Consider the following 16,749-nt stretch of genomic DNA (forward strand, 5'->3'; position numbering starts at 1 on the left):
TCACACAGATGGACATGCAATCCCGAATTCGCCAGCTTTTTCAGGCCAGTATCGACACCAAGCAAATGGCGATGGACGTACTTGCACCGCACATCGAGCAAGCCAGCCAGGTCATGGTCAACGCCCTGCTCAACGAGGGCAAAATGCTCTCGTGCGGCAACGGTGGCTCTGCCGGAGACGCCCAGCACTTTTCATCGGAGCTGCTGAATCGCTTCGAACGCGAGCGCCCGAGCCTGCCAGCCATCGCCCTGACCACCGACAGTTCGACGATCACCTCGATCGCCAACGATTACAGCTACAACGAAATTTTCTCCAAACAAATTCGCGCACTCGGTCAGCCGGGCGACGTACTGCTGGCGATTTCCACCAGTGGCAACTCGGCCAACATTATTCAAGCGATCCAGGCCGCACATGATCGCGAAATGATTGTCGTAGCAATGACCGGCCGCGATGGTGGCGGCATGGCGTCGCTGCTGTTGCCCGAAGACGTCGAGATTCGCGTACCGGCCAATGTCACTGCACGTATTCAGGAAGTCCACCTGCTGGCGATCCACTGCCTTTGCGATTTGATCGACAGCCAACTGTTCGGGAGTGAAGAATGACCCCTAATCGCTTGGGCCTACTGGCCTTGACCCTGTGCCTCGGCATCAGCGGCTGCACCTCGGTGGTTAACGCCAGCCGCGAAAAGCCGATTGAAGACGACCGCGGCACCCGCACCTTCGGCAGCAAAATCGACGACTCTCTGATCGACACCAAAGTCGGCGTGAACGTCGCCAAGGCCGACCCGGCGCTGGACAACGATTCACACATTGTCGTCACCAGCTTCAACGGCGTGGTATTGCTGGCAGGGCAAACGCCAACCGCAGACCTCAAGGCCAAGGCCGAGCAGGCTGCCGCCGCTGTGCAGCGCGTAAAGAAAGTCCATAACGAACTGCAGGTTTTGCCGCCATCCGGTTTTCTGGCTCGCCAAAATGACACGTGGCTAACCTCCAAGATCAAGACCCAGATGCTCACCGATCCGAACATCCCCGGCTCACGCATCAAGGTCGTCACTGAAAACGGCATCGTTTACCTGCTGGGCCTGCTGACCAAACAGGAAGCGGATCAGGCGACCAACCTGGTGCAAAGCGTTTCCGGCGTGCAGAAGATCGTGAAGTTGTTTGAATACATCGATTGATAGCGATTGCGACACCCATAAAAAAGGCGATCCTTGCGGATCGCCTTTTTTTATTTCACCACTTTCAAACTGGGTCGACCGCTGGGACGCGGCGGCTCGCTGTCGGGTGGCGGAAGTTCATCATCCGGCTCGATCTCGTCCTCGTCTTCCATAGGCGACTCCAGATCGAACACCATGCCCTGACCGTTCTCCCGAGCGTAAATGCCCAGGATCGATGCTATAGGCACGTACAACGTATGCGGCACACCGCCGAAACGCCCTTCGAAGCTGACCGCTTCGTTGTCCATGTGCAAATGACGCACGGCTGCCGGCGAAACGTTCAGGACAATTTGCCCGTCACTGGCGAATCCCTGAGGCACCTGCACCGACGGAAACTCGGAATTGACCAGCATGTGCGGGGTGCAATCGTTATCCACAATCCACTCATAGAGCGCGCGGACCAGATAAGGTCGACTGGAGTTCATAGCGGCTCCTTAAGCCTTAGCGCATATCGCGTTCGACACCAGACAGACTCGCCTGGAAAGCCTCACGCGCAAACGAGCGCTCCATATAATCAAGCAACGGCTTGGCAGGCCGTGGCAATTCAATACCCAAAATCGGCAAACGCCAGAGTATTGGTAATAGGCAGCAATCCACCAGACTTTGTTCCTCACTGAGGAAAAACGGCTTGTCGGCAAACAATGGCGACACGCCTGTCAGGCTTTCACGCAGCTCTTTACGAGCCACTACGCGGGCTGCTTCCTTGGCCTTGGGGTCCAGGATCAGATCCACCAAACCGCACCAGTCACGCTGAATACGATGAATCAGCAGACGGCTGTTGGCACGCGCCACTGGGTAAACCGGCAGTAAAGGCGGATGCGGGTAACGCTCATCCAGATATTCCATCACCACGGTCGACTCCCACAACGCCAGGTCACGATCGACCAGCGTGGGCAGGCTTCCGTAAGGGTTCACCTCAATCAGTTTAGGCGGCTGGCGACCAGCTTCCACATAAATGATCTCGGCGCTGACACCCTTCTCTGCAAGTACCATACGTACTCGGTGGGAATAGTGGTCGGCGGGGTCGGAGTAACAGGCCAACCGATTGGTCACGCCCATGGCGGTCCTCCTCGCTTGTTGAAATTATCGAAAACGGAAAAACGCGCGCGCCCAGAGGACGCCTCCCGTAACTGTCGCCTGGAAACCAGACGCGTTACACCTTTCAGAGACGCCCTTGGGCGCGCGCGATTGACAGCAATTGTTACAGCTTTATCAATGGACGTCTTTCCAGTATTCACGCTTGAGCAAATATGCGAATACGAAGAAGAACGCCAGGTACAGCAACACATAGGTACCGATGCGCTGATGCTGCAGCTTCACCGGGTTGGCCGAGTAGGCCAGGAAGGTCACCAGATTCTTGACCTTCTCGTCGAACTGCTCTTCGTTCAGCGTGCCGGTTTTAGGCAACACGGTCAGTTGGTCGCACGCTTCATGAGTCAAAGGCGTGCCCGTCAACGGATCGTATTGCTTCTTGCCGTCTTCGACGATTTGAACTTGTTTACAGCCTACCACCTGACGACCTTGCAGGCCGACCAGTACGTTAGGCATCCCGACGTTCGGGAAGACCTTGTTGTTCACACCCCAAGGGCGCGACGGGTCTTCGTAGAACGAACGCAGGTAACCGTAGAGCCAGTCGGTACCCCGCACACGAGCGACCAGCGTCAGGTCGGGCGGTGCAGCCCCGAACCAGGTTTTGGCGTCTGCCGGCTGCATGCCGATGCTCATGTGGTCGCCGATCTTGGCGCCGGTGAATATCAGTTTCGACAGCATCAGATCGTGAGGAATACCCAAATCATCTGCTACACGCTCGTAGCGCTGGAACTTCGCGCTGTGGCAACCCATGCAATAGTTGGCGAACGTGCGTGCGCCATCCTGCATTGCGGCTTTATCGGAAACGTCGATGTCGACTTTTTCCAGCTCGGGGCCATGTTCAGCCGCAAAAGACAGCACAGGCATGGCAGCAAGAATCAGTACAGCAAATAGCTTTTTCATCAGCCAGTCACCCTTTCCGGAACCGGTTTGGTCTTCTCGAGCCTGGTGTAGAACGGCATCAGAATGAAGTAGGCGAAGTACAGGAAGGTACATACCTGCGACAGCAACGTACGCTCAGGGGTTGGCGCCAATACGCCCAACACACCCAGGATCACGAACGAGATGCAGAACACCCAAAGCCAGATTTTGCTCAGCCAGCCTTTATAGCGCATCGACTTGACCGGACTGCGATCGAGCCATGGCAGGACGAACAGCACCGCGATGGCCGCACCCATGGCGATAACACCCATGAGTTTGTCCGGAATCGCCCGCAGGATCGCGTAGAACGGCGTGAAGTACCAAACCGGGGCAATGTGCTCTGGCGTCTTGAACGCGTTCGCCACTTCAAAGTTCGGCTTCTCGAGGAAATAACCGCCCATTTCCGGGAAGAAGAACACGATCGAGCAGAAGATGAACAGGAACACCACGACGCCGACGATATCTTTCACGGTGTAGTAAGGGTGGAAGGCAATACCATCCAGCGGTACGCCGTTCTCGTCTTTGTACTTTTTGATGTCCACGCCGTCCGGGTTGTTCGACCCGACTTCGTGCAGCGCCAGAACGTGCAGCACCACCAGACCCAGAATAACGATCGGCAATGCCACGACGTGCAACGCAAAGAAGCGGTTCAGGGTAATACCGGAAATCAGGTAGTCACCACGGATCCACTGAGTCAGGTCGTTGCCGATGACCGGAATCGCACCGAACAGCGAAATAATTACCTGGGCACCCCAGTAGGACATCTGGCCCCACGGCAGCAAGTAACCCATAAAGGCTTCAGCCATCAGCGCCAGGTAGATCAGCATGCCGAAGACCCACACCAACTCACGCGGCTTCTGGTAAGAACCGTAGAGCAAGCCCCGGAACATGTGCAGATAAACCACGATGAAGAACGCCGAAGCGCCAGTGGAGTGCAACAGACGCAGGATCGAGCCGTACTCGACGTCGCGCATGATGTACTCGACGGAAGCAAAAGCTTCTTCAGCCGAAGGGGTGTAGCTCATTGTCAGCCAGACACCGGTAACGATCTGGTTGACCAGAACGAGCAGCGCCAGGGAGCCAAAGAAATAGAAGAAGTTGAAGTTCTTCGGGGCGTAATACTTGCTGAGATGGTCTTCCCACATTTTGGTCGCGGGAAAGCGCGCATCAACCCAATCCATGAACTTGCTCATCACGCTTTCTCCGTATCGACGCCAATGACAATAATCTCATCGGTCTCATAGGAATGCGGGGGAACTGGCAGGTTCAAAGGCGCAGGTTGCGACTTGTAGACGCGGCCAGCCAGGTCGTAGTGGGAGCCGTGGCAAGGGCAGAAATAACCACCCACCCACTTCGGACCGAGATCGGCGGGCGCCACTTCCGGCCTGAAGGTCGGCGAGCAGCCCAAGTGTGTGCAAATACCGATCAGCAGCAGAATTTCTGGCTTGATCGAACGCGTTTCCGGATCGACATAAGTTGGTTGCGTCGAGTTCTTGGAATCAGGATCAGAAAGCTGATCCTCAATCTTCTTCAGATTCCCCAGGATCTCCTCGGTACGGCGGACAATGAACACCGGCTGACCGCGCCATTCAGCAATCATTTGCTGGCCTGGCTCGATTTTGCTGACATTCACTTTCACCGGTGCACCTGCGGCTTTCGCCTTGGCACTGGGAAACCATGACCCCACGAACGGGACCGCAGCCCCCACCGCTCCTGCAGCTCCCACCACGGATGTGGCTGCTACCAAGAAGCGACGCCGGCCTGTATTCACGCCGTCATTGCTCATTCAGTCCTCTCCCATCAGCTTTGTGGCCTGTTAAATCAGGCGTCTACTAAGTAAAAATCTGAACTTATAAAAATTTTGCCGAATGGTAATGAAAAGCCCCAATTCTGACAAGGTAATTACCGAAGGGCTCCACTGCCAAGCCTTGTAGTATAGGGCCTCTACGGCTGTGGCAAGTTGTCACAGAGCAATTCTTTAATAAAACGCGCCCATAAAAAAACGCCCAGCTCCGTAAGGAACTGGGCGTTCTTTTTGAACGTGAAAGCGAATTAACGCTTCGAGTACTGCGGACGCTTACGCGCTTTACGCAGACCAACTTTCTTACGTTCAACTTCACGAGCATCGCGAGTAACGAAGCCAGCTTTGCGCAGAGCGCCACGCAGGGTTTCGTCGTACTGCATCAGCGCACGAGTGATACCGTGGCGGATTGCGCCAGCTTGACCACTCACACCGCCACCGATAACGGTGACGTAGATGTCGAACTTCTCGACAGTCTCAGTCAATTCCAGCGGCTGACGAACTACCATGCGGGCAGTTTCGCGACCGAAGAAATTTTCCAGGGTGCGGTTGTTGATCGAGATGTTACCAGTACCCGGACGCAGGAAAACGCGTGCGGTTGCGGTCTTGCGACGGCCAGTGCCGTAATTTTGAGTCGCCGACATAATGAACTATTCCGTTAAAACTTCAGTTCTTGGGGCTGCTGAGCAGTATGAGGGTGTACAGCGCCCGCATAGACTTTCAGCTTACGATACATGTCGCGACCCAGCGGGTTCTTAGGCAGCATGCCTTTGACCGCAGTCTCGATCACGCGCTCAGGGGCTTTAGCGATCAGCTTTTCAAAGTTGATCGACTTGATGCCGCCCGGGAAACCGGAGTGGGAGTAGTAGATTTTGTCGGTGGTTTTAGCACCGGTTACACGAATCTGCTCGGCATTGATAACGACGATGTAATCGCCGGTGTCAACGTGAGGAGTGTACTCAGCTTTATGCTTGCCACGCAGACGGCTCGCGATTTCGGTGGCCAGACGACCCAGGGTCTGACCTGCAGCGTCGACGACAAACCAGTCGCGCTGTACTGTTTCCGGTTTAGCAGTAAAAGTTTTCATTCTTTATAGCCTCAGGGGCCGCCCTGTAAATTTAGACGGCGGATCTTACTGAATAGTGCGTACTTTGACAAGTCAAAGGCAGCCGGATACAGACGCTTTCGGGGGCTCGGGTCGGCGCGTCCGTTCAACGGCAAGATTCTTCGGCGGCGGCGCATCACTTCCACTGCAGAAAGAGGTGCGCAATTATGCAGATTGCGAAAAATATTTCAACCTGCTTTTATGATTGTTTTCCCAAGGGAGCACCCGATGGACTATCGCCAGCTAGGCCGAACCAATCTGAATGTGAGTGCAATCTGCCTCGGAACCATGACCTGGGGCGAGCAAAACAGCCAAGCTGAAGCCTTCGCCCAGATTGAACGCGCCAAAAGCGCCGGGATCAATTTCATCGATACCGCAGAGATGTACCCAGTGCCGCCCAAGGCCGAAACCTATGCCACCACCGAGCGCTACATCGGTAATTACTTCAAGAGCCACGGTGATCGCGCTGACTGGATTCTGGCCAGCAAGATTGCCGGCCCCGGCAACACCATCGACTACATTCGCGATAAAAACCTGCGTCATAACCGTCAGCACATCACTGAAGCCGTGGACGCCAGCCTCAAGCGCCTGCAAACCGACTACATCGACCTGTATCAGTTGCACTGGCCGGAGCGCAGCACCAATTTCTTCGGCCAACTGGGCTACAAACACAAGATCGAAGCCAACCTGACGCCACTCGAGGACACCCTCGAAGCGCTGGACGAACAGGTCAAGGCCGGCAAGATTCGTCATATCGGCCTGTCCAATGAAACCCCATGGGGAACCATGCGCTTCCTCGCTTTGGCCGAAGCTCGTGGCTGGCCGCGTGCGGTGTCAATCCAGAACCCTTACAACCTGCTGAACCGCAGCTTCGAAGTTGGCCTGGCGGAAATTGCCATTCGCGAACAGTGCGGCCTGCTCGCCTATTCGCCATTGGCGTTTGGCTTCCTGTCGGGCAAATACGAGGGCGGCGCACGCCCACCAAAAGGCCGCTTGAGCCTCTACAGCCGCTTCAGCCGCTATTTCAATGCGCAGTCGGAAGCTGCGTGCAGCCGTTACGTGGCACTGGCCCGAGAACACGGCCTGGACCCGGCGCAAATGGCATTGGCGTTCGTCACGCAGCAGCCATTCGTCACCAGCAACATCATTGGCGCAACGACAATGGAGCAACTGGAAAGCAACATCGCCAGTTTCGACCTGAACCTTTCCGATGAAGTGCTGGAGGGGATTGAAGCGATTCACAAGGATCACCCGAACCCGGCGCCTTGATCGGTCTTTAGATCCGTTCGCGAGCAGGCTCGCTCCCACAGGAGATCACTTCAACCTGTGGGAGCGAGCCTGCTCGCGATAGCGGTCTTGAAGTCAGCGAAAATCAAAGCGACCGCGCAATAATCTCCTTCATGATCTCGTTGGTACCGGCATAAATGCGCTGTACCCGTGCATCGGCCCACGCCCGGGCAATCGGGTATTCCCACATGAATCCATAGCCGCCATGCAACTGCACGCACTCGTCGAGCACCCTGCATTGCAGGTCTGTGCCCCAATACTTGGCCATCGCGGCCGTCGGCACGTCGAGCTTGCCTTGCAGGTGCAACTCCAGACAGCGATCAATGAAAACCCGGCCAATCTGAATTTCAGTGGCCATCTCCGCCAGTTTGAAGCGAGTGTTCTGAAAGTCGGCGATTGCCTTGCCGAAGGCTTTTCGTTCTCGGGTGTATTCCAGCGTCCATTGCAACCCTGCTTCGGCCGATGCGACCCCGCCGATGGCGACGGTGAGCCGTTCCTGCGGTAATTCCTGCATCAGGTAAGCGAAGCCCATCCCGGCTTGGCCCAACAAATTTTCCTTAGGCACCCGCACATCCTGGAAGAACAGCTCCGAGGTGTCCTGGGCTTTCATTCCGACCTTTTCCAGGCGTTTGCCTTTGGCGAATCCCGGCGTGTCGGCTTCGACTAAAAACAGGCTGGTGCCTTTCGCTCCTGCCCTCGGATCGGTCTTGGCCACGACGATCACCAGGTCAGCCAGAAAGCCGTTGGTAATAAAGGTTTTAGAGCCGTTGATCACATACTCGTCACCGTCCAGCACTGCAGTGGTTTTTACCCCTTGCAGGTCGGAACCGGCACCGGGCTCGGTCATCGCAATCGCAGTGACCATCTCGCCGGATACCAGTTTGGGCAGGTATTTGTGTTTCAGCGCTTCACTGCCGTAATGCAGGATGTAAGGCGCGACGATGTCGGAGTGCAGGGAAAACCCGATCCCCGTCAGGCCTAGCCGACCGACCTCTTCGATCACCACCGCGCTGTAAAGAAAGTCCGCCCCCAGCCCGCCATACTCTTCCGGTAGATGGGAGCACAACATCCCCGCCTCCCCTGCCTTGTTCCAGAGTTGGCGGTCGATATACCCCTGTTTTTCCCACTGCCCATGAAACGGCACAGCCTCTTTTTCGAGAAACGTACGCACACTGTCGCGAAAAAGCTCGTGCTCGGAACTGAACAAGGTTCTGGGGATCATGCGGCACCTGTAGTTATTGTCAGACGGAAATCGCCTTCAGAGACTAAGCCTCGTATTCGATACAGGACACTGGACACATCAGACAAAAAATAAGACGATCCAGCCGTCTGGTGACCACTTTCCCCTATAAGAATAAAGTTGAATTATGTCTAACCAAGCCTCCACGCCTTTACGGCGCGTCAGTATCCTGGCCATTGACCGGGTTTTCGCTTCCACCCTCATGCAAGCCAAGGATTTTTTCCACCTGGCTAGCCTGCGTTATGGCAAACAGTTGGGACAAGGCCTTACACCCGCCTTCGAAACCCGCCTGGTCAGCCCTGACGGCAAACCGGTAAACAGTTTCAGCGACGTGATCATGCCGGTCGACGGCGCACTGGAAAACGCCGACATCATCATCCTCCCGGCCTTCTGGGACGATTTTGAAACCTTGTGCCAGCGTTACCCTCAAGTCCTGCCGTGGCTGCGGCAACAACATGCACGTGGCGCGGTACTCTGCGGCGAAGCCACTGGCGTTTTCTGGCTTGCCGAAGCCGGGCTGCTCGATGGCAAGGAGGCGACTACCTACTGGCGTTTCTTCAATGCATTTGCCGAGCGCTTCCCCAACGTCCAGCTCAACCAGGACAAGCACCTCACCGACGCCGACAACCTGTATTGCGCCGGCGGCACGACCTCGGCCTGCGACCTGTACATCTACCTGATCGAACGTTTCTGTGGCGCCAACGTTTCCCAGGCCGTGGCGCGCGACATTCTCTATGAAGTGCAACGCAGTTATTCGCCTGGAAGAATCGGTTTCGGCGGTCAAAAGCTGCATCAGGACGTGATCATTCTGCAAATCCAGCACTGGCTCGAAGAACACTTTGCCGACAAATTCCGCTTCGAAGACGTCGCTCGCGAACACGGCATGAGCATCCGCAACTTCATGCGCCGCTTCCAGACCGCCACCGGCGACAAACCGCTGCATTACCTGCAACGCCTGCGCATCGAAACCGCGAAGGGCTTGCTGTCCGGCAGCCGCAAAAGCATCAAGACCATCAGTTATGAAGTTGGATACGACGACGCAAGTTTCTTTGCGCGCCTGTTCCGCCAACACACTGAATTGTCACCGAACCAGTATCGGCAGCAGTTTCAGCAAGCTGCCTGACACACTAGAGATTCATTGTGGGAGCGAGCCTGCTCGCGGTGAGGCAGGAACATTCAACATCGCTGTTGTCTGACACACCGCTTTCGCGAGCAGCCTCGCTCCCACAGGGATAAATTTCGGCACACAAAAAAGGCCTGCATTTGCAGGCCTTTTTTTAGGCTTCCAGACTAAGGCTTGTGCGCCCGAGACAGGAATTCGTGAGACTGCATTTCCAGCAAGCGGCTGAGCGTGCGCTGGAACTCGAAGTTCAGGCGACCGCCGGTATAAAGGTCTTTGAGTTCAACTTCGGCAGAAATGATCAGCTTCACGTTACGGTCGTAGAACTCGTCGACCATGTTGATAAAGCGTCGGGCGATGTCGTCGGTGGTGACGTTCATTTGCTCGACACCGCTGAGCAGCACGGCGTGGAAAATCTTGCCCAGTTCGATGTAGTCGTTCTGGCTGCGCGGGCCATCACACAGTTCGCGGAAATCGAACCAGGCCACGTCGTCACAGGTACGCAACGCACGAATTTCACGGTTCTCGATCACCAGCACGTCGTTTTCGATGGCTTGCGTGCACTCCGGCGTTAACGCCCGAAAGCTCTTGCGCAGGCTTTCATGGGACGCTTCGTCCAGCGGGAAGTGGAACAGTTCCGCTTGTTCCAGGTGGCGCAAACGGTAATCGACGCCGCTGTCGACGTTGACGATTTCAGTGTTCTGCTTGATCAGCGCGATGGCCGGCAGGAAGCGTGCACGTTGCAGGCCATCCTTGTACAAGCCATCCGGCACGATGTTGGAGGTCGCAACCAGCGTCACGCCGTTCTTGAACAACTCTTCCATCAGCGTGCCAAGGATCATGGCGTCGGTGATATCAGAGACAAAAAACTCATCGAAACAGATCACCCGGGCTTCGTCGGAGAAGCGCTTGGCGATGATAGTCAGCGGGTTCTTTTCGCCCGGCAGGGTCTTCATCTCTTCGTGCACGCGCTTCATGAAGCGGTGGAAGTGAGTACGGACCTTTTCCTTGAACGGCAGTGCTTCGAAGAAGGTGTCTACCAGGTAAGTCTTGCCCCGGCCGACGCCACCCCAGAAGTACAGGCCTTTGACCGGCGCCTGCTCTTTCTTGCCAAACAGTTTGCCGAGCAGACCTGTTTTGACCTGCGAGGCGGCGACCAGATCGTCGTACAGGCGCTGCAAATGACGCACCGCAGTTTCCTGGGCGGCATCATGGAAGAAGTCCGGGCGTTTCAGATCAGCTTGATATCGTTCTAGGGGCGTCATAATTCGTTAGCAAGGCAACAAAAACGGGCCGTCACTGTAGCGATGGCCCGTGGGAATGGCAATCGGCCCTTGGTCGGACCGAGCCGTTGTTTTATTCCTGAACCGGCGTCAGGGCAACGCGCAGGGCGTCAATGGCGACGTCGCGAGCACTGCTGTCAGCGAAGGTTGCGCTGTCGGCAACACACTCACCTTCCAGCCATACGCTGAAGCTCAGGTCTTCGCTGCGCACATCCAGAGGCTGGCCCGCTTGCAACTGTTTGGTCACCTGGCCTGCTGTTTTACCGTCGGCGAAGTTGCGCGACAGCAGCAGTTGTTCGCCATCAGCCGCCAACAGGCGGAAGCGGAAACTGCCGTCGTCTTCACGAAAACTGACGAAACGCGCGGCTTTCGCGGCTTTCTTCTTGGTGGTGGCAGCGACTTGCGTCTGGGCGACGAAAGATCGCAGGCCAACCGCCTCGCGCAGTTCGTTAAGGAACGGTGTGGCCACGGCGCGGGCCTTTTTGGCGCCGATCTGCAGGATGTCTTCCAGGTCTGCAGGACGTTCGATCAGTTGATGGTAACGCTCGCGGGACTCGCCCAGCTCGCTGTCGAGCAGTTGGAACAGGCGATTTTTAGCTTCACCCCAGCCCAGGCCTTGCAGCAGTTCGCCGCGGAACTCGGCGGACTGCGCCGGCGTGGCAAAAGCCTGGAACAAGGTGAACAGGTGCGAATTGTCTGGATCTTTCGCTTCGCCCGGCGCGCGGGAGTCGGTAACGATGCGCGAAATCGCGTCCTTCATGTCCTTGGCGCTGCTGAACAACGGGATGGTGTTGTCGTAGCTCTTCGACATCTTGCGACCGTCGAGGCCTGGCAGCGTGGCGACGCTTTCTTCGATCAGCGCCTCGGGCATGGTGAAGAATTCTTTGCCATTGCCGAACAGGTGGTTGAAGCGCTGGCCGATGTCGCGGGCCATTTCCACGTGCTGGATCTGGTCACGTCCGACCGGCACTTTGTGCGCGTTGAACATCAAGATGTCCGCTGCCATCAATACCGGATAGCTGTACAGGCCCATGGTGATACCGGCGTCCGGGTCTTCACCGGTTTCGACGTTCTTGTCCACCGAGGCCTTGTAGGCGTGGGCGCGGTTAAGCAGGCCCTTGGCCGCTACGCAAGTCAGCAGCCATGTCAGCTCGGGAATTTCAGGGATGTCGGACTGACGGTAGAACGTTACGCGATCCACATCCAGGCCACCGGCCAGCCAGGTCGCGGCGATTTCCAGTCGCGAGCGCTGGATGCGCAGCGGGTCATCGCATTTGATCAGGGCGTGGTAATCGGCCAGGAAGTAGAACGAATCGGCGTTGCTGTCACGGCTGGCGAGGATGGCCGGACGGATGGCGCCGGCGTAGTTGCCCAGGTGCGGCGTGCCGGTGGTGGTGATGCCGGTGAGAATGCGGGTACGGGTCGTCATGGGTAATCGCTTGTCAGACTGCAATCAATTCGAAAGACGCGGCAGGATCAGATCCTTGAGATCAGTGAGCTTGCCATGAAAAAAGTGTCCGCATTCTGCCACTTTCAGCAGCTCATGGGGACGCTCGAGTTTTTCAGACCAGGCATAGACCAGCGTCGGATCGATCACTTCGTCGGTTTCTGGCTGAATCAGCGTCAAATCGCCCTGTTGTGGCAGTTGATCCTGATCGCCCAGGCGCATCACCGCAGGGGCGACCATGAACAGATGCTTGAGCTGCTCGCCATTGGCCTCAAGGCGTCCACCGAGACTTGCAGCAACAAAGCCGCCAAAGGAGAAACCAAACAGCGTCAACGGCCATTCAGGATGCTTGGCACGCAACCATTCGGCGGCAGCCTGGGCATCGTCGACTTCGCCGGTGCCCATGTCGTGCGTGCCTTCACTGGCGCCCACTCCACGGTAGTTGAAGCGCAACGTAATCAAACCGGCGTCGCGCGCGGTGCGCTGCAGGGTCGAGACCACTTTATTGAGCATGGTGCCGCCCTGCACCGGGTTTGGATGGCAGATCAGCGCTATGCCGCGCGGCTGCTCGTTATCCAGGTACAAACTTTCCAGTTGACCGACGGGGCCATCAATCACTACAGGGGTTTCGCGCATAAGCAAGGAAGGAACTCCGTGACCTCGAATCGGGTCGACTCGTCTAGCAAATTGTCTGTGCCAATCTATTGCGAGTGAATCGCGGTATACAGCGCAGGTTCGAGCCGTTAACGTAAAGCAAAGCCGTTTATAGAGGAAGGACTCGTGGAACACTCGCTCTTAGTTTGGTTGTTACCGACTCTTGCCCTGGTTGTGGGTGTCGCCATTGGATTCCTGATCGCTCGCCTGGTGCCGAGCGCCGCGCCTAACCGCACGCAACGTCAGCTGGATGACATTCAGGAACGTTTCGACAGTTATCAAAACGAGGTGGTGACCCACTTCAACAGCACTGCAACACTGGTCAAGAAACTGACTGCGAGCTATCAGGAAGTTCAGGATCATCTCGCCGAGGGCGCCAATAGACTGGCCCTGGACGAGCAAACTCGCCAACGCCTGCTGGCCGCCCTGCATGCCGATGCGGCAGTCGCGCCACGGGAACGCCTGACGCCCCCGCGCAATCAGGAACCGCCTCGCGACTACGCCCCAAAAGCCCCGAACGCGCCGGGCATGCTCGATGAGCATTACGGCCTGAAAAAGTAATCAGGTTTCGCGCGACATAAAAAACCCTTGAATCATTGCTGGTTCAAGGGTTTTTTTATGGCTGATGTTTTTAGCCAAGCACCTCGCTGGCCACCTGATCGACCGCGCTTTTGGTGATGTCGACAATCAGCTCGGCTTCGGCCTCGGTCAGAATCAGCGGCGGCGCAAAGCCAAGGATGTCGCCGTGCGGCATCGCCCGGGCAATCATGCCGCGTTCAAGGCAAGCGGCCGACACTTTGGGCCCCACCTTCAGCGCCGCATCGAACGGTGTACGGCGCTCACGATCAGCCATGAATTCGACTGCCGCGAGCATGCCGTCGCCGCGCACCTCGCCCACCAACGGATGCCCTTCCAGGGTTTCACGCAAACGACGGTTGAGGTAACTGCCGACTTTTTCCGCGTTGGCCGTCAGGTTTTCCCGTTCCAGAATGTCGAGATTCGCCAACGCCGCTGCCGCACAAATCGGGTGGCCAGAGTAAGTCCAGCCATGGCCCATCGCGCCTTCGGACTCAGAGGCTTTTTCAATCACGCTCCAGACTTTTTCGCCAATGATCACCGCTGATAACGGCGCATAAGCACTGGTGAGGCCTTTGGCGGTAGTGATCAAGTCCGGCCGCATACCGTAACGCTGGCTGCCCATTTTTGAACCCAAACGACCAAACGCGCAGACTACCTCATCGGCGATCAGCAACACGTCGTACTTGTTCAGCACCGCCTGAATCGCCGCCCAGTAACCGGCCGGCGGAACGATGATGCCGCCCGTGCCCATCAGTGGCTCGCCGATGAACGCGGCCACGGTGTCGGGGCCTTCGGCGAGGATCATTTTTTCCAGCTCATCGGCGCAATAACGCACAAACGCGGCTTCATCCATGCCGGCTGGCGCCTTGCGGTACCAGTGCGGGCACACGGTGTGTTTGACGCCGTCCACCGGCAAATCGAAATGCTGATGAAAGGTCGCAAGCCCGGTGAGGCTGCCGGTCATGATGCCGGAGCCATGATAACCACGGTCGCGGGAGATGATTTTCTTCTTCTGCGGACGGCCCAGTACGTTGTTGTAGTAGCGCACCAGTTTGACCTGGGTTTCGTTGGCATCCGAACCGGACAAACCGTAATAGACCTTTTTCATGCCCTCGGGCGCCCAGTCGATGATGCGGCTGGACAGCTCGATGACTGCCTCGGTCGAGTGGCCGACATACGTGTGGTAGTACGCCAGTTCCTTGGCTTGTTTGTAGATCGCGTCGGCCACTTCGGTGCGGCCGTAACCGATGTTCACGCAGTACAAACCGGCAAACGCATCGATAAATTCCCGGCCCTCATGGTCACGAATCCGAATGCCGGAAGCGCTTTGGATGATCCGCCCTTTCAATGCGCCACTGGCGTGATCATGGGCGTGGGTCGAGGGGTGCATGAAGTGCGCACGGTCTTGTTCAAACAACGTATCGAGTTCTTGGTTCATGGCAATTTCTCCTGAGAACTGGCTTTAGAACTGGCCTTGATGGTGCAGGCAAAAGTATTTGGTTTCGACGAAGGCTTCGAAGCCTTCACTGCCGCCTTCGCGGCCCAGACCCGAGGCTTTCATGCCGCCGAACGGGATGGGATGGCCGGTAAACTTGACGCCGTTGACCGCTATCATGGCGTGGTCGAGTCGGCGGATCAGTGGGTAAACAACGTCCATACGGTTGGAACAAATGTAGGCGGCCAAACCGTATTCGGTGTCGTTGGCCATCTCGATGGCGTGCTCCAGTGTGTCGAAAGGCATCACCCCGGCGATGGGTGCGAAATTCTCTTCGCGGTAAATGCGCATTTGCGGCGTGACATCGGCCAATACCGTCGGCTGATAGAACAAGCCGCCGAGCGCATGTGCCTCGCCACCCACGCATCGCCGTGCTCCCAGTTGCAAGGCATCTGCGACACGTTCGGCAGTGACATCGAGCGCGGCCTGGTGCATCAACGGGCCAACGTCGACGTTTTGCTCCTCATCACCTATCAGTGCCGGGCCTACCTTCAGCTGGCGCACGGCAGCAGCAAAAAGGCTGAGAAACTGCTGATACACCGGGCGCGCCACCATGATCCGGTTAGCGGCACAGCAGTCCTGGCCAGACGTTTGGAACTTGGCCTGCACCGCGACATTCACTGCCAGTTCCAGATCGGCATCGGCGCACACAATGAACGGCGCGTTGCCACCCAGTTCCAGCGAAACTTTCTTCACATCCTGAGCGGCCGCTTGCAGCACCAACTTACCGACACGGGTCGAGCCGGTGAAACTGACCGAGCGCACGCGGTGGTCCTGAACAAGTGTTTGCATGGCCATTTGCGGTTCGCCGAGGACGACATTGAACACGCCTGCGGGGAACCCCGCCTCCTCCGCCAACTGCGCCAGCGCGAAAGCCGAATACGGGGTTTCATGGGCAGGTTTGATCACCACAGTGCAGCCGGCGGCCAACGCCGCCGCCGCTTTGCGAGTGATCATTGCCGACGGGAAATTCCACGGTGTCAGCAATGCGCAGACACCCACCGGCTCCTTGAGCGTGCCCAACTGCGCGCCGGGAATGTGACTGGGGATGTTCTGCCCATACAGGCGCCGCGCTTCCTCGGCAAACCAGGGAATGAAACTGGCGGCATAGGCAATTTCGCCGCGAGATTCAGCCAGCGATTTGCCTTGCTCCTGACTGAGAATGCGCGCCAGGTCTTCCTGGTGTTCAAGGATCAACGCCGCCCAGCGACGCAGGATGGCCCCACGGGCCTCAAGGCGTTGCTCACGCCACGCCGGAAAAGCACGGTGCGCGGCCTCGACGGCGGCAGTGATTTGCGGTCGATCCAGCATCGGCACGTGGCCGATCAACTTCATGTCCGCCGGGTTATGCACGGCGATGCTATGGCCACTGTCGCTGTGCACCCAATGCCCGTCGACGTAGCAAAGTGCTTTGAACAGCAGCGGATGTTGATAAGTCATGGCAATCACTCCAGGCGTGTACGTGCAACCATGCTAGGGCCGCGAGCCTTGGGAGACTTCGCGTTTGGGGCG

General features: G+C 57.1%; 18 protein-coding genes. 5 read left to right on the forward strand and 13 right to left on the reverse strand.

The genetic code is table 11. The annotated features are described in order from the left end of the window. Positions 1–8 precede the first annotated feature (8 nt). Positions 9–602: a phosphoheptose isomerase gene (locus ACQR3R_RS21660; RefSeq protein WP_045059278.1), complete on the forward strand. Its 594-nt coding sequence runs from the start codon at positions 9–11 to the stop codon at positions 600–602. Beyond that, a complete protein-coding gene (locus tag ACQR3R_RS21665; RefSeq protein WP_428275168.1) occupies positions 599–1,177 on the forward strand; it encodes a BON domain-containing protein in 579 nt (192 codons plus the stop codon). The genes ACQR3R_RS21660 and ACQR3R_RS21665 overlap by 4 nt, the downstream gene beginning before the upstream one ends. 50 nt (positions 1,178–1,227) lie before the next feature. Here the strand turns inward: ACQR3R_RS21665 and ACQR3R_RS21670 are convergent, their stop codons facing one another. The 7 genes from ACQR3R_RS21670 to rplM all read right to left on the reverse strand — a co-directional run bounded on the left by ACQR3R_RS21670 (position 1,228) and on the right by rplM (position 6,114). Next, complete coding sequence (locus tag ACQR3R_RS21670; protein WP_428275170.1) at positions 1,228–1,641, reverse strand: ClpXP protease specificity-enhancing factor; 414 nt, start codon at positions 1,639–1,641, stop codon at positions 1,228–1,230. A 16-nt stretch (positions 1,642–1,657) separates the two neighbouring features. Then, on the reverse strand, positions 1,658–2,275 hold the full coding sequence (locus ACQR3R_RS21675) for a glutathione S-transferase N-terminal domain-containing protein (protein ID WP_428275172.1): 618 nt from the start codon (positions 2,273–2,275) through the stop codon (positions 1,658–1,660). A gap of 153 nt (positions 2,276–2,428) precedes the next feature. Next, entirely contained in the window at positions 2,429–3,208 is a 780-nt protein-coding gene (locus ACQR3R_RS21680; RefSeq protein WP_428275174.1) for a cytochrome c1, read from the reverse strand. Then, positions 3,208–4,419 (reverse strand): cytochrome b N-terminal domain-containing protein, encoded by a 1,212-nt coding sequence (locus ACQR3R_RS21685; RefSeq protein ID WP_428275176.1) that lies wholly within the window; start codon positions 4,417–4,419, stop codon positions 3,208–3,210. Before ACQR3R_RS21685 ends, ACQR3R_RS21680 begins: the two co-directional genes overlap by 1 nt. Further along, complete coding sequence (gene petA / locus ACQR3R_RS21690) at positions 4,419–5,012, reverse strand: ubiquinol-cytochrome c reductase iron-sulfur subunit (RefSeq protein ID WP_428275178.1); 594 nt, start codon at positions 5,010–5,012, stop codon at positions 4,419–4,421. Before petA ends, ACQR3R_RS21685 begins: the two co-directional genes overlap by 1 nt. Positions 5,013–5,278: 266 nt before the next feature. Then, positions 5,279–5,671, reverse strand: a complete 393-nt coding sequence (gene rpsI, locus ACQR3R_RS21695) for a 30S ribosomal protein S9 (RefSeq protein WP_003216038.1) — start codon at positions 5,669–5,671, stop codon at positions 5,279–5,281. 14 nt (positions 5,672–5,685) lie between these two features. After that, entirely contained in the window at positions 5,686–6,114 is a 429-nt protein-coding gene (gene rplM / locus ACQR3R_RS21700) for a 50S ribosomal protein L13 (RefSeq protein ID WP_007905295.1), read from the reverse strand. Between the two features lie 246 nt (positions 6,115–6,360). Between rplM and ACQR3R_RS21705 the strand changes: the two genes are divergently transcribed. Next, a complete protein-coding gene (locus tag ACQR3R_RS21705; RefSeq protein ID WP_428275182.1) occupies positions 6,361–7,401 on the forward strand; it encodes an NADP(H)-dependent aldo-keto reductase in 1,041 nt (346 codons plus the stop codon). Between the two features lie 103 nt (positions 7,402–7,504). Here ACQR3R_RS21705 and ACQR3R_RS21710 read toward each other — a convergent pair whose 3' ends face one another. Further along, positions 7,505–8,641, reverse strand: coding sequence for an acyl-CoA dehydrogenase family protein (locus tag ACQR3R_RS21710; protein WP_428275184.1), 1,137 nt, complete (start codon positions 8,639–8,641; stop codon positions 7,505–7,507). Positions 8,642–8,786: 145 nt separating this feature from the next. Here ACQR3R_RS21710 and ACQR3R_RS21715 point away from each other — a divergent pair, with 145 nt between their 5' ends. Beyond that, on the forward strand, positions 8,787–9,782 hold the full coding sequence (locus ACQR3R_RS21715) for a helix-turn-helix domain-containing protein (RefSeq protein ID WP_428275186.1): 996 nt from the start codon (positions 8,787–8,789) through the stop codon (positions 9,780–9,782). 167 nt (positions 9,783–9,949) lie between these two features. Here the strand turns inward: ACQR3R_RS21715 and zapE are convergent, their stop codons facing one another. From zapE to ACQR3R_RS21730, 3 genes are all read right to left on the reverse strand, one after another. Beyond that, positions 9,950–11,044, reverse strand: a complete 1,095-nt coding sequence (gene zapE, locus ACQR3R_RS21720; RefSeq protein WP_428275188.1) for a cell division protein ZapE — start codon at positions 11,042–11,044, stop codon at positions 9,950–9,952. Between the two features lie 91 nt (positions 11,045–11,135). Further along, on the reverse strand, positions 11,136–12,491 hold the full coding sequence (locus ACQR3R_RS21725) for a tryptophan--tRNA ligase (protein ID WP_428275190.1): 1,356 nt from the start codon (positions 12,489–12,491) through the stop codon (positions 11,136–11,138). A 24-nt stretch (positions 12,492–12,515) separates the two neighbouring features. Further along, positions 12,516–13,145, reverse strand: coding sequence for an alpha/beta fold hydrolase (locus ACQR3R_RS21730; RefSeq protein ID WP_428275192.1), 630 nt, complete (start codon positions 13,143–13,145; stop codon positions 12,516–12,518). A 144-nt stretch (positions 13,146–13,289) separates the two neighbouring features. Here ACQR3R_RS21730 and ACQR3R_RS21735 point away from each other — a divergent pair, with 144 nt between their 5' ends. After that, on the forward strand, positions 13,290–13,724 hold the full coding sequence (locus ACQR3R_RS21735; RefSeq protein ID WP_428275194.1) for a ZapG family protein: 435 nt from the start codon (positions 13,290–13,292) through the stop codon (positions 13,722–13,724). Positions 13,725–13,794: 70 nt separating this feature from the next. On the opposite strand, the gene ACQR3R_RS21740 is transcribed toward ACQR3R_RS21735, so the two are convergent. Both ACQR3R_RS21740 and ACQR3R_RS21745 read right to left on the reverse strand, forming a co-directional pair. Next, positions 13,795–15,180 carry an aminotransferase gene (locus tag ACQR3R_RS21740; RefSeq protein ID WP_428275196.1) on the reverse strand — a complete coding sequence of 462 codons (1,386 nt, stop codon included), beginning with the start codon at positions 15,178–15,180 and terminating at the stop codon, positions 13,795–13,797. A 24-nt stretch (positions 15,181–15,204) separates the two neighbouring features. After that, positions 15,205–16,677, reverse strand: a complete 1,473-nt coding sequence (locus ACQR3R_RS21745) for an aldehyde dehydrogenase family protein (RefSeq protein WP_428275198.1) — start codon at positions 16,675–16,677, stop codon at positions 15,205–15,207. Positions 16,678–16,749: the final 72 nt, after the last annotated feature.

The sequence above is a fragment of the Gordonia sp. IEGM753 genome (genome assembly GCF_050321825.1).
Lineage (GTDB): Bacteria > Pseudomonadota > Gammaproteobacteria > Pseudomonadales > Pseudomonadaceae > Aquipseudomonas.

Coding starts and splice junctions, on each gene's coding strand:
- ACQR3R_RS21660 (WP_045059278.1), top strand. CDS start 9: ATGGACATGCAATCCCGAATTCGCCAGCTTTTTCAGGCCAGTATCGAC.
- ACQR3R_RS21665 (WP_428275168.1), top strand. CDS start 599: ATGACCCCTAATCGCTTGGGCCTACTGGCCTTGACCCTGTGCCTCGGC.
- ACQR3R_RS21670 (WP_428275170.1), bottom strand. CDS start 1,641: ATGAACTCCAGTCGACCTTATCTGGTCCGCGCGCTCTATGAGTGGATT.
- ACQR3R_RS21675 (WP_428275172.1), bottom strand. CDS start 2,275: ATGGGCGTGACCAATCGGTTGGCCTGTTACTCCGACCCCGCCGACCAC.
- ACQR3R_RS21680 (WP_428275174.1), bottom strand. CDS start 3,208: ATGAAAAAGCTATTTGCTGTACTGATTCTTGCTGCCATGCCTGTGCTG.
- ACQR3R_RS21685 (WP_428275176.1), bottom strand. CDS start 4,419: ATGAGCAAGTTCATGGATTGGGTTGATGCGCGCTTTCCCGCGACCAAA.
- petA (WP_428275178.1), bottom strand. CDS start 5,012: ATGAGCAATGACGGCGTGAATACAGGCCGGCGTCGCTTCTTGGTAGCA.
- rpsI (WP_003216038.1), bottom strand. CDS start 5,671: ATGTCGGCGACTCAAAATTACGGCACTGGCCGTCGCAAGACCGCAACC.
- rplM (WP_007905295.1), bottom strand. CDS start 6,114: ATGAAAACTTTTACTGCTAAACCGGAAACAGTACAGCGCGACTGGTTT.
- ACQR3R_RS21705 (WP_428275182.1), top strand. CDS start 6,361: ATGGACTATCGCCAGCTAGGCCGAACCAATCTGAATGTGAGTGCAATC.
- ACQR3R_RS21710 (WP_428275184.1), bottom strand. CDS start 8,641: ATGATCCCCAGAACCTTGTTCAGTTCCGAGCACGAGCTTTTTCGCGAC.
- ACQR3R_RS21715 (WP_428275186.1), top strand. CDS start 8,787: ATGTCTAACCAAGCCTCCACGCCTTTACGGCGCGTCAGTATCCTGGCC.
- zapE (WP_428275188.1), bottom strand. CDS start 11,044: ATGACGCCCCTAGAACGATATCAAGCTGATCTGAAACGCCCGGACTTC.
- ACQR3R_RS21725 (WP_428275190.1), bottom strand. CDS start 12,491: ATGACGACCCGTACCCGCATTCTCACCGGCATCACCACCACCGGCACG.
- ACQR3R_RS21730 (WP_428275192.1), bottom strand. CDS start 13,145: ATGCGCGAAACCCCTGTAGTGATTGATGGCCCCGTCGGTCAACTGGAA.
- ACQR3R_RS21740 (WP_428275196.1), bottom strand. CDS start 15,180: ATGAACCAAGAACTCGATACGTTGTTTGAACAAGACCGTGCGCACTTC.
- ACQR3R_RS21745 (WP_428275198.1), bottom strand. CDS start 16,677: ATGACTTATCAACATCCGCTGCTGTTCAAAGCACTTTGCTACGTCGAC.